Source organism: Diaphorobacter sp. ED-3 (genome assembly GCF_027625375.1).
GTDB lineage: Bacteria > Pseudomonadota > Gammaproteobacteria > Burkholderiales > Burkholderiaceae_C > Diaphorobacter > Diaphorobacter nitroreducens.
Genome location: NZ_CP115182.1, coordinates 1,180,195 through 1,194,068, shown reverse-complemented (window position 1 = coordinate 1,194,068; position 13,874 = coordinate 1,180,195). Strand labels below are relative to the sequence as shown.

General features: G+C 67.5%; 8 protein-coding genes and 1 pseudogene. 4 read left to right on the top strand and 5 right to left on the bottom strand.

Annotation, left to right across the window (positions count from 1 at the left end):
- The first annotated feature begins 17 nt into the window (after positions 1-17).
- On the top strand, positions 18-1,118 hold the full coding sequence (locus PCQ86_RS05825) for an NAD(P)-dependent alcohol dehydrogenase (protein ID WP_270175066.1): 1,101 nt from the start codon (positions 18-20) through the stop codon (positions 1,116-1,118).
- 117 nt (positions 1,119-1,235) lie between these two features.
- Here PCQ86_RS05825 and PCQ86_RS05820 read toward each other — a convergent pair whose 3' ends face one another.
- The 3 genes from PCQ86_RS05820 to PCQ86_RS05810 are packed head-to-tail and all read right to left on the bottom strand — an operon-like array spanning position 1,236 to position 3,522.
- On the bottom strand, positions 1,236-1,895 hold the full coding sequence (locus PCQ86_RS05820) for a nitroreductase (RefSeq protein WP_123675151.1): 660 nt from the start codon (positions 1,893-1,895) through the stop codon (positions 1,236-1,238).
- A gap of 7 nt (positions 1,896-1,902) precedes the next feature.
- Entirely contained in the window at positions 1,903-2,694 is a 792-nt protein-coding gene (gene cysE, locus PCQ86_RS05815) for a serine O-acetyltransferase (RefSeq protein ID WP_270175065.1), read from the bottom strand.
- 33 nt (positions 2,695-2,727) lie between these two features.
- Positions 2,728-3,522 carry an RNA methyltransferase gene (locus tag PCQ86_RS05810; RefSeq protein ID WP_270175064.1) on the bottom strand — a complete coding sequence of 265 codons (795 nt, stop codon included), beginning with the start codon at positions 3,520-3,522 and terminating at the stop codon, positions 2,728-2,730.
- A 170-nt stretch (positions 3,523-3,692) separates the two neighbouring features.
- Between PCQ86_RS05810 and PCQ86_RS05805 the strand changes: the two genes are divergently transcribed.
- Entirely contained in the window at positions 3,693-4,661 is a 969-nt protein-coding gene (locus PCQ86_RS05805; RefSeq protein ID WP_270175063.1) for an inositol monophosphatase family protein, read from the top strand.
- Between the two features lie 83 nt (positions 4,662-4,744).
- Here PCQ86_RS05805 and PCQ86_RS05800 read toward each other — a convergent pair.
- Positions 4,745-5,879, bottom strand: a pseudogene (locus PCQ86_RS05800) (response regulator).
- Between the two features lie 35 nt (positions 5,880-5,914).
- Positions 5,915-9,715: a PAS domain-containing hybrid sensor histidine kinase/response regulator gene (locus tag PCQ86_RS05795; protein ID WP_333489960.1), complete on the bottom strand. Its 3,801-nt coding sequence runs from the start codon at positions 9,713-9,715 to the stop codon at positions 5,915-5,917.
- Between the two features lie 1,326 nt (positions 9,716-11,041).
- On the opposite strand from PCQ86_RS05795, the gene PCQ86_RS05790 reads away from it, so the two are divergent.
- Complete coding sequence (locus PCQ86_RS05790; protein WP_270175062.1) at positions 11,042-12,913, top strand: gamma-glutamyltransferase family protein; 1,872 nt, start codon at positions 11,042-11,044, stop codon at positions 12,911-12,913.
- A gap of 325 nt (positions 12,914-13,238) precedes the next feature.
- Positions 13,239-13,865, top strand: a complete 627-nt coding sequence (locus PCQ86_RS05785) for a TRAP transporter small permease subunit (protein WP_172206491.1) — start codon at positions 13,239-13,241, stop codon at positions 13,863-13,865.
- Positions 13,866-13,874: the final 9 nt, after the last annotated feature.

The window sequence follows — 13,874 nt, the reverse complement described above, 5'->3', positions numbered from 1 at the left end:
CCGCAAAGGAGCCCCGCATGACCGCCATGATGAAAGCCGCTGTCTTCGTCGAAAAAGGCCGCATTGAACTGGCCGACAAGCCCATTCCCGACGTGGGCCCCAACGACGCGCTGGTGCGCATCACCACCACCACCATCTGCGGCACCGACGTGCACATCCTCAAGGGTGAATATCCGGTGGCCAAGGGCCTGACCGTGGGCCATGAGCCCGTGGGTGTGATCGAGAAACTGGGCAGCGCCGTGCAGGGCTACCAGGAAGGCCAGCGCGTGATCGCCGGCGCCATCTGCCCCAACTTCAACAGCTACGCGGCGCAGGACGGCTATCCCAGCCAGGATGGCAGCTACCTGGTGCCGCGTGGCCTGTGCGGCTGCCACGGCTACAAGGCCACGGCCGGCTGGCGCTTTGGCAACCTGATCGACGGCACCCAGGCCGAGTACGTGCTGGTGCCCGATGCCCAGGCCAACCTGGCGCCCATTCCCGACGGGCTGACCGACGAGCAGGTGCTGATGTGCCCGGACATCATGTCCACCGGTTTCAAGGGCGCGGAGAACGCCAACATCAAGATCGGCGACACCGTGGTGGTGTTCGCACAAGGTCCCATCGGCCTGTGCGCCACCGCCGGCGCGCGCCTGCTGGGTGCCACCACCATCATCGCCGTGGACGGCAACGACGACCGCCTGGCGGTTGCGAAGAAGATGGGCGCCGACGTGACGCTGAACTTCCGCAACGTGGATGTGGTGGACGAAGTGATGAGGCTCACCGGCGGCAAGGGCGCCGACGGCTCCATCGAGGCCCTGGGCACGCAGGCCACGTTCGCCCAGGCCATGAAGGTGCTCAAGCCCGGCGGCACGCTGTCCAGCCTGGGGGTGTACTCGGAAGATCTGTCGATCCCGCTGGCGCAGTTCGCTGCGGGCCTGGGCGACCATACCATCCGCACCGCGCTGTGCCCCGGCGGCAAGGAGCGCATGCGCCGCCTGATGAACGTGATCGCCGCCAACCGCCTGGACCTGGGGCTGCTGGTGACGCACCAGCGCAAGCTGGACGACATCGTGGAGGCCTACGACCTGTTTGCGCACCAGCGCGACGGGGTGCTCAAGATCGCCATCAAGCCTCACTGAGGCGAGCCAACGCCCATCAAGGGAAAATAGGCCGCTAGCGCTTATACATCAAGCGCTGGCAGCTATTGAATTAGGAGCGCTCATCCAACAAAAGGCCCCGGCGGCCCTTCCTCGGGCTCAGAACCCGCGCATCTCGCCCCACTCGGCCCAGGGAGCCCGCGAGGAGCGCAGGGTATTGATGGGCGCCGCCGCATCCTCATAGCCCAGCGCCACGCCAAAGGCCACGCGGTACGGCTCGGGCAGTCCCAGCTGCTGCTGCAGCGTGCCGGCATAGCGGCGCCAGAAGCCCTGGGCGCAGGTGGCCAGCCCATGCTGCACCGCCAGCAGCATCAGCGACTGCAGGTAAATCCCCAGATCAGCCCATTGCGGCTGGCCCATGCGCTCGTCCACGCAGACGAAGATGCCCACGGGCGCGCCAAACAACTCGGCATTCTTGGCCAGCTGCTGCAGGCGCCCGGCCTTGTCCTCGCGCGGAATGCCGATGCTGCGGTACAGGTCTTCGCCGTTGGCGAAGCGGCGTGTGCGGTAGGGCTCCCACAGGCCCGGCGGGTAGGACTGGTTGTCCGGTCCTTCCTCCGGTTGCGCCTGGGCGACGACCGCCAACAACTCCTGCAGCGGCGCGCCCGTGAGGGCCACCACGCGCCAGGGCTGCAGATTGCCGCCGGAGGCCGCCTGTGCGGCTTCTTGAAGAATCGTCTGCACCGTCGCCGCGGGGGGCGCGTCGGGCAGGAAGGCGCGCACCGAGCGGCGCGCACGCAGGGCCTGGGTGACTTCCATGGATTGTTTACTTGCCAATGATGTCGTTGAGCTTGGCCGCCTGGAATTGCTCGCAGCGCACGGCCTCGTCGGGTACGCAGCCGCCGCTTTGCGGGTTGGACCTGGAGAGCTTTTCAATGGCCTGCCACAGCAGTGAGATCTGGTGCTCCTGCGTGGCGGCGGAATCGATCAGGCCGCGCATGGCCTGGGTCAGCGGGTCGTCCTGCAGGGAGGTCACGCCGTAGGCGCTGAACTTGGCCTCCTCGGGCTTGTGCGGCTCGGTCACATCGGCGCTCTGGCCTTCCTTGGACGGAATGATGCGCGCGGGGATGCCCACGGCCGTCGCACCCGCCGGCACCGGCTTGATGACCACGGCGTTGCTGCCGATCTTGGCCCCATCGCCCACCTCGAAGCCGCCCAGCACCTTGGCGCCCGCGCTCACCACCACGTTCTTGCCCAGCGTGGGATGGCGCTTGGTGCCCTTGTAGAGCGAGGTTCCGCCCAGCGTCACGCCCTGGTAGATGGTGCAGCCGTCGCCGATCTCGGCGGTCTCGCCCACCACCACCCCCATGGCGTGGTCGAAGAAAACCCGCTCGCCGATCTTGGCGCCCGGGTGGATCTCGATGCCCGTGAACCAGCGCGCAAAGTGCGAGATGAAGCGCCCCAGCCACTTGAAACCGTTCGTCCAGCACCAGTGCGCCGGCCGGTGCAGCCAGATGGCGTGCAGGCCGGGATAGCAGGTAATGACCTCCCAGGTGCTGCGCGCAGCCGGGTCGCGTTCGAGGATGCACTGGACGTCGGATCGCAGGCGGGCAAGCATGAAGGGCAATGGTGTAACGAGAAGCTTGGCAGTCTAGCGGTTTGCCTGCGCGGCCTGCAGCATGGATTTGGCGACACCGCGCAGGATGTGGATTTCCTCCTGCGTGAGTTGCGCGCGGTTGAAAAGCTGGTTCAAGCGCGGCATGAGCTTCTTGGGCGCGGCCGGGTCCAGAAAGCCGATGCCCGTGAGCGCCTGCTCCCAGTGCGCCAGCATGCCGGCCACCTGCGCGGCGTCCGCGCGCTCGCCCTGAGGGGCGGACTCCTGCACCGCAAAGCCCTCCCCACGGGTGGCGAGGGCCTGCCGCCATTCATAGGCGATGACCTGTACCGCCGCGCCCAGGTTGAGCGAGCCGAACTGCGGATTGGTGGGAATGCTCAGCGCCACATGGCAGCGGTACACATCCTCGTTGGCCATGCCAAAACGCTCGGAGCCGAACAGGAAGGCCACGCCAGTTTCCGGCGACGGCTTTCTAGCCAAATCAGCCCCTGGCGCTTTGCCATCATGCGCTGACAGCTCATTATTCAATAGCATCTCGAAATGCTGGCGCGGCGTGCGCGTGGGCGGGCCGAAGTCGCGCGGCGTCATCGCCGTGGCACACAGGTGGCTCACGCCCTCCAGCGCCTCGTCCAGCGTGGCGACGATGCGGGCATGGGCCAGCACGTCCAGCGCGCCGCTGGCCCGCTGGATGGTCTCCTCCTTGCGCAGCACGTTGGGCCAGCGCGGTGCGACCAGCACCAGGTCATCGAAACCCATGGTCTTCATGGCGCGGGCCGTGGCGCCCACGTTGCCGGCATGGCTGGTCTGGATCAGGATGAAGCGGGTTCTCATGGCGCGAAGTGACTCGGGAGCAAGCCTGCCATTGTCGCTGCTGCTGCAAAGCGCCCGAAGGCCCGCGCGTGCAAGCCCGGAGGGTGATGGGTAAAATGCCCGTTTTGCGCCCGCATCGCCGGCTGCGCGCCCCGCGGCCACGAGCCGCCCCGCTCCTTCGTCACAATCCAATGTCGTCCAATCTGCACCCCATGCTCAACGTGGCCATCAAGGCCGCTCGCGCCGCCGGCGCCATCATCAACCGCGCGGCCCTTGACGTGGAGGCCGTGCGTATTTCGCAAAAGCAGATCAACGACTTCGTGACCGAGGTGGACCATGCCGCCGAGCAGGCCATCATCGAGACGCTGCTCACCGCCTACCCCGGCCACGGCATCCTGGCCGAGGAATCGGGTTCGGAGCACGGCTCCAAGCATTCCGAATACGTCTGGATCATCGACCCGCTGGACGGCACCACCAATTTCATCCACGGCTTTCCCGTGTATTGCGTGAGCATCGCCCTGGCCGTGCGCGGCAAGGTCGAGCAGGCCGTGGTGTACGACCCCTCGCGCAACGACCTTTTCACCGCCACGCGCGGGCGAGGCGCCTTCCTGAACGAGCGCCGCATCCGCGTGAGCAAGCGCACGCGCCTGGGCGAATGCCTGATCTCCACGGGCTTCCCCTTCCGCCCCGGCGACAACTTCAAGCAATACCTGAACATGATGGCCGAGGTGATGCCCCGCACCGCCGGCCTGCGCCGCCCCGGCGCTGCCGCGCTGGACCTGGCCTATGTCGCCGCCGGCTACACGGACGGCTTCTTCGAGAGCGGCCTGTCGATCTGGGACGTGGCCGCGGGCGGTCTGCTGGTGACCGAGGCCGGAGGTTTGGTGGGCAACTTCACGGGCGAGGCCGACTACATGGAGCAGCGCGAATGCCTGGCCGGCGCGCCACGCATCTATGGCCAGCTGGTGACTCTGCTGGGCAAATACAGCAAGTTCGCCAGCGCGGGCGACAAGGCCGCGGTGCGCCAGGCCGCCGACGTCACGGAAGTCGCTGACGTGGCCGGCGACGAGGCGGCCGCGCAGTCGCCAGACGACGCCACGCCCACCGCACCGGACAGCGCCGCCGAGGACACCCACACGCGCCCCCCGGCCGCGCCGTAACCCCCACACTCACAAAACAATAGCTGCTCGCGCTTGCTGCAAGCGCCTTAGCAGCTATTTTTTATGAGAGCTGCGGCAGCACTTCAATGGGGATCGGGGTAGCGCTGTGCGATGCCGCGGAAGTCGTCGGCCAGTTCCACGAACGCATCCACCATGTCCGGGTCGAAGTGCGTGCCCCGCCCCTTGAGGATGATGGTGCAAGCCTGCTCATGGGAGAACGCCGGCTTGTACACGCGCTTGCTGATGAGTGCGTCATACACGTCGGCCACGGCCATCAGGCGCGCAGACACGGGAATGGCGTCGCCCTTGAGGCCTTCGGGGTAGCCCGATCCGTCCCACTTCTCCTGGTGGCTGTACGCGATCTCCTTGGACACGCTGAGGAAGGCCACGCGCATGCCCAGGCGCTGCTCGGCATCCTCGATGGCCTTGCGCCCCAGCGTGGTGTGGGTCTTCATGATCTCGAACTCCTCCACCGTGAGCTTGCCCGGCTTGAGCAGGATGCTGTCGGGGATGCCGATCTTGCCGATGTCGTGCAGCGGCGCCGACTTGTACAGCAGGTCGATCATGCGGTCGTTCAAGGCCGCCTCGAAGCGCGGGTGGTGGCGCAGAAGCTCAGCCAGGGCCTTGACGTACAGCTGCGTGCGGCGGATGTGGTTGCCGGTTTCGTTGTCGCGCGTCTCGGCCAGAGAAGTCATCGCCATGATGGTCACGTCCTGGATCGCCTGCACCTCCAGCGTGCGCATCGCCACCTCGCGCTCCAGGTAGGCGCTCTTGTCGCGCAGGAAGTCGGCCGTGGCCTTGAGCGCCAAGTGCGTGGCCACGCGCGCCAGCAGGATGGAGGGGCTGATGGGCTTGGTGATGTAGTCCACCGCCCCCAGCGCCAGCCCTTCGCGCTCGTCGTCGGGATCGGAGCGTGCGGTGAGAAAGATCACCGGAATGTGACGCGTGGCCTCGTTGGCCTTGAGGCGCCGGCAGACCTCGTAGCCGTCCATGCCGGGCATCATGATGTCCAGCAGCAGCAGGTCGGGCGGAGCGTCGGACTGCGCGATTACCAGGGCCTTCTCACCGCTGGCCGCCACCTTGACGCGGTAATGCCCCTGCAGCAGTCCGGCCCATGAGCGTCAGGTTGTCGGGCGTGTCGTCCACTACCAGCACGGTGGCGATGGGCTTGTCGACCAGGCGGTCCGGGGCGGCGTTCACGTAGCGTTGCTGATCCATGGGAAGTCCTGCCAAAGAGTTGGTGGGATGGGGCGTCATTCCGCCGGGGCCGCCGGGCATGCCTCCAGCCGCCGCAGCGCGTCGTCATAGGCGAAGCTGCGCACGCTGCGCTCCAGCGCATCGAAGTCCGCACCCAGCAAGGCGGCCAGCCCAGCCGCGTTGCGCTGGAGGTAGTCGCCTGCGGCCGGGTCATCCGCGCGCAGCAGCGTACGCAGCCCGCGCAGCAGCTGGACTGGCGTCTGCGGCGGCACGGTGGCCTCGCGAGCGTCCGCGCCCGGGGCCTGCCGGGTCCAGGCACCCAACGCCTGCAGCAAAGGCGCCATATGCTCTGCCAGGGCCGCCAGCAGGGGCTGGAGCGTTTCTGCCGGCGCCTGAGAGCGCAGCGCCTGCTCCAGTGCCTGCGCATGCCGCGACACCGGCTGCGCACCGAGGTTGGCGGCCACCGAGCGCAGCGTGTGCGCGGTGCGCTCGGCCAGTGCCCAGTCCTCCGCCTGTATGGCCGCCTGCAGGTTCTGGACGACGTCACTCTGGCTCAGCGCGAAGCGCTGCAACAGTTCGGCGTACAGCCCCGGCTTACCCGAAGCCCGCTTCAGGCCCTGCGCGGTATCCAGGCCCGGCACGCCCTGTGGCAGGGCAGGCGCGAACGCAGGTGCCAGCGGCGCGTCCGCCGGGGGTGCGGGCGAGTGCGACGCCGCCTCGGGGCGCGGCGACAGCCAGCGCACCAGCGTGGCCCACAGCACGTCGGGGTCGATGGGCTTGGGCACGTGGTCGTTCATGCCCGCGGCAAAGCAGCGCTCCCGGTCGGCCTGCATGGCATTGGCAGTCATGGCGATGATCGGCAGGCCGGCGTGGCGTGGGTCGGCACGCAGTTGCCGCGTGGCCGTTTCGCCATCCATCACGGGCATCTGCATGTCCATGAGCACCACGTCGTACCGGCGCCGGTCGATGCACGCGATGGCCTCCTGGCCGTTGGACGCCACATCCACGTGCATGCCGGCATCGCGCAGCAGCTCCTGCGCCACGATCTGGTTGAGCTCGTTGTCTTCCACCAGCAGCACCACCGCACCGCGCAGCACGGCGGGTGCGGCGCCAGACGGAGACCGCGGCAGCGGATGCACGTCCCACGCCTGGGCCAGCGGCTGCATGAGCGTGTCGAACAGCACCGACGCGCTCACCGGCTTGACGAGCACGTTGTCGATCCCCTCGCTGCGCGCGGCGTCCATCACCTCGTCGCGCCCGTGCGCCGTAACCATCAGCATCTGCGGGATATGCGCAAGGCCCAGCCCGCGAATGCGGCGCGCCAACTCGATCCCGTCCATGCCCGGCATGTGCCAATCCAGCAGCAGCAGGCCGTAGGGGCGCTGCTCGGCCACCGCGTCGCGCAGTGCCTGCAGCGCCTGCACGCCCGAGTGCACCTGCGTGGCCTGCAGGCCCATGGTCTGCAGCATGTCCACCAGCACCTGGGCGGCGGTGTGGTTGTCGTCCACCACCAGCACCCGGCTGCCACGCCAATCGCTGCGCAACAGCGCACGGGGCAGGGGCTCGCCACGCTCCTGCGGCACGGTCACCCAAAAGGCCGAGCCATGCCCCAGCTCGCTGCGCACGCCTACCTCACCGCCCATCAACTCGGCCAGGCTCTTGCTAATGGCCAGGCCCAAGCCGGTGCCACCGTATCGGCGCGTGGTAGACGTGTCCGCCTGTTCAAAGCTCTGGAACAGGCGCTGCATCTGCTGCGGCGCGATGCCGATGCCCGTGTCGCGCACCTCGAAGCGCAGCAGCACGCGCGCGCCCTCGTCGCGCTCCAGCCGCACCAGCAGATGGATCTCTCCTTGCTCGGTGAACTGAACGGCGTTATTGGCAAAGTTGATGAGGATCTGCCCCAGGCGCAACGCGTCGCCCACCAAGTGCTGCGGCACGTCGGGGGCCACGTCCAGCACCAGCTCCAGCCCCTTGGCCGCCGCCTTGAAGCCCACCACGTCGGCCACGCCTTCCAGCATACGATCCAGCGCGAAGGGGCTGCGCTCCACCGCGAGCTTGCCGGCCTCGATCTTGGAGAAGTCCAGGATGTCGTTGATCACGCCCAGCAGATGCTGGCCCGCCTGCTGCATGCGCACCACGTAGCCGCTTTGGCGCGCATCCAGCCCCGACTTCAGGGCCAGGTGCGACATGCCGATGATCGCGTTGAGCGGCGTGCGGATCTCATGGCTCATGTTGGCCAGGAAACGCGACTTGAGCGCCGCCGTCTCCTCGGCCAGTTCCTTGGCGCGGCGCAGTTCCACTTCGGCGCGCTGGCGGTCGGAGACGTCCACGAAGGTGCCGATGACTCCGCCCGCCGAGCCGTCCGGGCGGTTGAACCCATGCAGCCAGAACATCGTGTGGTGCACCAGTCCATCGGCATACGGCATGGCCACCTCGCGGTGCATGGACTGCGCGCCCCGCAGCGCGGCCTCGGTATCCGCATGCAGGCGTTCGCGCTCCAGCATGGGCAGGAACTCCAGGTCCAGCACCGTCTTGCCGATGAAGTCTTCCGTATGGATGTCGAAGGCCTGGACATAGGCCCGGTTGAAACCCAGGTAGCGCCCCTGCGCGTCTTTGTAGAAGAGCGGTACCGGAATGGCATCGATCAGCGCCTGCTGGAAGGCGAGCTGCTCGGCCACGCGCGCCTCCAACATCTTCTGGTCATGCACATCCACCTGCACGCCGATGATGCGCGCGGCCTGTCCTGCTTCGTCGCGCACCACGCGCGCGGTGCACAGGATCCAGCGCGTACTGCCATCGGCGCGCACGATGCGCCAGGAATCGCGCAGACGGCCGCCGCCCTGGCCGGCCTGTGCCTGCGCCAGCAGGCCTCGCACGCGCGCACGGTCTTCGGGATGGATCACATCCATCCACGCCTGGAACGGCCTCTCTGCGGCATGCCCGTCCTTTTGCGCCGGCAGCGACGCCGCGCCATACAGCTGCTCCAGCTGGGGCGACCACACCATGCGCTGCGTCAGCAAGTTGTAGTCGAACACGCCGATGTGCCCCGCCTCCTGCGCCAGCTCCAGCCGCGCGTTGGCTTCGCGCGTGGCAGCCTCGGCGCGCTGCGCCTCGGTCACGTCCTCGATCACCCACAGCGATGCGATCTGCACGCCTTCCATCTTCAGCCCGCGGCCCGCCATGCGCGCCGTGAACGACGTGCCGTCCGGACGCCGCAGCACGGCCTGCTCGCGCACCGAGCCACCGGCCAGAAGCATGGGAACGGTCCGTGCGGTGAAGGCGCCGTAGCCGGCCTCGCCTGCGAACAGCTCCTGTACCGGGGTTCCCGCCAGGGCCTCGTCCGAGGAGTGCAGCAATTCCGCCAGGGCGCGGTTGAACTGCCGTATCTGCCCGTCGCAGACGAGCACGATGGGCGGCGCGTTGTCAAAAAGCGCTGTCTGTTGTTCCAGCAGTTCGCTCAGGCGGCGCTCACGCCGCTCCAGTTCCTGCGCCGCCTCGATACGCGCGGTCACGTCCTGCTGCAGCCCCACGATCGCGATGCGCCGGCCCTTGGCGTCGAACACCGGCGACAGCGTGGCCTCCTCGTGGTACAGGGTGCCGTCCCTGCGCCGGTTCACGAAGCGTCCGCGCCAGGAATGGCCGGCCAGCAGCCGGTTCCACATGTCCCGGTAGGTACCGGCGGGCGTGTGTTCGCTGGCGGCTATCGATGGCTTGCGCCCGCGCACTTCGCCCAGCGTATAGCCGGTGCTGCGTTCGTACTGGGGATTGACCCACGCGATCACCCCTTCCGCATCGGTGATGACGATGGAAATGGGGCTGTTCTCCAGTGCCGCGCCCAGCACCGAAAAGCGCTGCATGCCCTCCGCCAGGCGGCGCCGGTTGCGCAGCGCATCCAGCGCCATGGCACCCACGAGCGCAAAGAGCGCGAATGCGACCCCTCCCACCATCCAGCGCAACCCCATGGGCATGATGGCGCTTGTCGTCCAGCAACACCAGCTGCCAGGGGCCCGCAGGGTCCTTCCAGTCCACGGCGCGGCGGCCCACGGCATAGCGCACGCCGTCGATCAGCGCTTCGCGGGAATCGGTGGAAAACGGCAGGGCCGACACCAGCCCGTTGTCGAAACGGCTGCCAAACTGGCGCGTGCTGCGCACCGCGTCGATGCGTTCCTGCGTCAGGGGCGCGGTCATCGCGTAGAGCCACTCCGGACGGGTGGAAGAGAACACCACGCCCTGCGGCGACATCAGCAGCACGGGATGCCCCGCCCGCGTGAGCAGGCGGTCGAAATGGGAGAACCCCACCTTGACGGTAACCACACCGATGACGGGACTGGACGGGGTATCGCTCTCATACAGCGGCGCTGCGTAATAGAGGCCGCGCTCCTGCGACGTGCCGCCCAGGGCGGCATATACGGACGCATTGCCCTGCAGGGCCTGCTGAAAATAGGGCCGATGTCCCAGCTGCGCACCGGTCGTGCGGTTGCCGGCGGTGTCATGCGCTACCACCGTGCCGTCGCGCGCGATCACGTAGGCGCCATCCACCATGAAGCGGCCGCGGATGACGCCCAGGCGCGCCAGCACCGGCGGCGCATCGTAGGGCAGAAAGCCCTGCGCGGCAGCCTTGAGTGACGGCTCGCTCAAGCCAAGCAAGGTAACCATCCCCAGCAGCGGGCCGTTGCTGCTCTCGCTCAGCAGCGTCTGCTCCATGCCTTCCAGCAGCTGATTGCGTTCGTGTTGGCGCTGTTCCGAGCGCACCAGCGCGATCGCTTCCACTGCCAGCCAGGCACCCAGCGCCGCCAGCACGAGCACCCATACGGCGCCCCGCAACCACCGGCCCTGTGGGTCGCGCAGAGAATCGCGCAGAACAGCCGGCCGTTCCTTGCGCTCAGGCATGGCCGTCATGCCTGCCAAGGGGCCGAGCGACCAGCCACACGTCGGGGGAGCTTTTCAAGGAAACCTCCATCAGCCCCGTGCTTCGGGGGTCGGTGCAAGATGCGTCACAGACGCGTGGCGCGCCGTGATCCAGTGGGTGCGCGGAGTATGTCAAAACGTAACCATTTTCGCCATCCTGCATGACACCTATCCACCACCTGCCAACAGCAGCGTACCAGCATGTAACAGCGGGAGCGTGTGACCTTTCTGCCCAGTACGATGGCCCGGATCACGCCACCACCAAGGAGACCCCGATGCGACCGTACCTGCGCGCCCAACGTATGACCGCCTCTGTCGTCGCCGCCCTCGCGGTGGTGACGCTGGCGGCCTGCTCCAGCCCCCCCGCCGCATTCCACTACCAGGTGCCGCAACAGCCCGAGGGCTCTTCCGGCTACACGGAGAAGCCCGGCTGGGCTACCGAGCGCTTCGCGGTGGCAGCCGCCAATCCGCTGGCGACCGACGCCGGCTACCAGGTGCTGAAGGCGGGCGGCTCGGCGCTGGATGCGGCCATCGCGGTACAGATGGTGCTTACCCTCGTGGAACCGCAGTCCAGTGGCATCGGCGGCGGCGCGTTCCTGCTGCACGCGGCTGGCAGCAAGGTCGAGGCCTACGACGGGCGCGAGACCGCCCCCGCGGCCGCCACGGAGAACCTGTTCATTGGCGCCAATGGCAAGCCCATGGCCTTCCATGACGCTGTGGTGGGCGGGCGCTCGGTCGGCGTGCCGGGTACGGTGCGCATGCTGGAGCAGGCCCACAAGGAACACGGCAAGCTTGCCTGGGCCACACTGTTCGAGCCCGCCATCCAGTTGGCGGAACAGGGCTTCAAGGTCAGTGCGCGCCTGCACACCTTGCTGGCCAATGAGAAGTTCCTCGCGCAGGACCCCGTGGCGCGTGCCTATTTCTTCGATACCGCCGGCCAACCCTGGCCCGTGGGGCACACGCTCAAGAATCCTGAGCTGGCGAGCGTGCTGCGTGCCATAGCCAGGAACGGCTCCAAGGCGCTGCTTGAAGGGGAAGTGGCCCAGGCCATCGTGGCCAAGGTCCAGGGCCACGCAGGCAATCCCGGCGGGCTCAGCCTGGCCGACTTGGCAGGCTACCAGCCCAAGAAACGGGAGGCCCTGTGCTCCGACTACCAGATCGGCGCTAAAGCCTATCGCGTCTGCGGCTTTCCGCCGCCCAGTTCCGGCGCCATTGCCGTGGCGCAGATCCTGGGCATCCTGAAGAACACCGATGCCACGACCATGCCGTTGCAGGAGGGCCCCCAAGGTTCCGCCGACCCGCTGGGCCCGCTGCCCACGGCCGACTGGCTCTATCTGTACAACGAAGCCGCGCGCCTGGCCTTCGCCGACCGCGCGCAATACGTGGCCGACCCCGATTTCGTGCGCCCCCCTGCCGGCAGCTGGATGAGCCTGCTGGAGCCGGCCTACCTCGCCAGCCGCGCACGCCTCATCCAGCCGCAGAGCATGAAGGTGGCCCAGCCCGGAACCCCCGGCGGGGCGCAGACCAGCATGGCGCCCATGCCCGACCAGCCGGAATACGGCACCAGCCACATCAGCGTCGTCGATGCCCGGGGCAATGCCGTCGCCATGACCACCACCATCGAAGACCAGTTCGGCTCCCGCCAGATGGTCAGCACCAGCAGCGCGCGCAGCGGGGGCTTCCTGCTCAACAACGAACTGACCGACTTCAGCTTTGCGCCGCGCGACGCCCAGGGCCGCCCCATCGCCAACCGCGTCGAGCCGGGCAAGCGCCCCCGCTCGTCCATGGCGCCCACACTGGTGTTTGACAAGGCGTCCGGGCGCCTGCTGATGAGCGGAGGCAGCCCGGGCGGCGCGCTCATCATCCACTACACCGCCAAGACGATCTACGGGATCTTCAACTGGGGCCTGACGCCGCAGCAGGCGATCAATCTGCCCAACTTCGGCAACCTCAACGGCCCCACCCTGCTGGAGGAAAAGCGCTTCACCTCCACCACGATCGACAACCTGCGCGCACGCGGCGCGGAAGTGCGCGAGATGAACATGACCAGCGGCCTGCAGGCCATTACGCGCAGCGAAGTGCATGGCAAACCCATGTGGCTGGGCGGAGCGGACCCGCGGCGCGAAGGCGTGGTCATGGGCGACTGAAGGCCCCGATCCCCCCTGGCGACGCACGGGCGATGCGTCGCCCTTCATGCGGCAGCGCGTGGACCGCCTGCGCTATTGCGTGCGCCGTTTTCTCCCATTTTCATAGCAGCGCAACGCCCCTCCCCCTGCGGGGGCAGGCTAAACCCTTTACCTGGCGAGGCTGCGTGACTTCGTAGAATGTCACCTTTGTAAGAACGTGTGCGCGGCGCCGCCGACCGTGCCCTGCCTACCGACGGCAGCGTCAGCGTTCTGCAAATCGATCTGGCCCATGCCCCACCCCGCGTGCGGACAGACACGCGCACCCAGCCATCTTCTTGGAGACACCATGCAGGCTTTACTTTCACTGTCGCGGGCCATCGACAGGCTCAACGCGTTCGTGGGCAAGTATTCAATCTGGCTCATCTTCGCATCCACTTTCATCAGTGCCGCCAACGCCATCGTGCGCAAGGCGTTGGACACGAGTTCCAACGCCTTTCTGGAAGTGCAGTGGTACCTGTTCGCATGGTCTTTCCTGATCGCCGCCGGCTGGACGCTGCTCAACCGCGAGCACGTGCGCATCGACGTGGTCAACAGCCGCTTGCCCAAGAAGGTGCAGGTGTGGATCGACATCGTGGGCTTTGCGCTCTTTCTCACCCCGCTGTGCATCACCATCCTGTACCTGAGCGTGCCGGTCGTGATCCAGATGTACCAGTCGGGTGAAGTGTCCGGCAATCCTGGCGGCCTGATCCGCTGGCCCGTATGGGTGGCGATTCCCGTCGGTATCACGCTGCTGATGCTGCAGGGCTGGTCCGAACTCATCAAGCGCATCGCTTTCCTGCGTGGCCAGGGGCCCGATCCCATGGGCAAGCTCAGCGACAAGAGCGCTGAAGAAGAACTGGCCGAGGCGCTGCGCGCCGAAGCTGAGAGAAAGCAGGAGCAGGCCCTGTCCGCCGCTCCCGCCGCGCAACGCTGATCTGCCCCA

Coding starts and splice junctions, on each gene's coding strand:
- PCQ86_RS05825 (WP_270175066.1), top strand. CDS start 18: ATGACCGCCATGATGAAAGCCGCTGTCTTCGTCGAAAAAGGCCGCATT.
- PCQ86_RS05820 (WP_123675151.1), bottom strand. CDS start 1,895: ATGGAAGTCACCCAGGCCCTGCGTGCGCGCCGCTCGGTGCGCGCCTTC.
- cysE (WP_270175065.1), bottom strand. CDS start 2,694: ATGCTTGCCCGCCTGCGATCCGACGTCCAGTGCATCCTCGAACGCGAC.
- PCQ86_RS05810 (WP_270175064.1), bottom strand. CDS start 3,522: ATGAGAACCCGCTTCATCCTGATCCAGACCAGCCATGCCGGCAACGTG.
- PCQ86_RS05805 (WP_270175063.1), top strand. CDS start 3,693: ATGTCGTCCAATCTGCACCCCATGCTCAACGTGGCCATCAAGGCCGCT.
- PCQ86_RS05795 (WP_333489960.1), bottom strand. CDS start 9,715: ATGCAGCGCTTTTCGGTGCTGGGCGCGGCACTGGAGAACAGCCCCATT.
- PCQ86_RS05790 (WP_270175062.1), top strand. CDS start 11,042: ATGCGACCGTACCTGCGCGCCCAACGTATGACCGCCTCTGTCGTCGCC.
- PCQ86_RS05785 (WP_172206491.1), top strand. CDS start 13,239: ATGCAGGCTTTACTTTCACTGTCGCGGGCCATCGACAGGCTCAACGCG.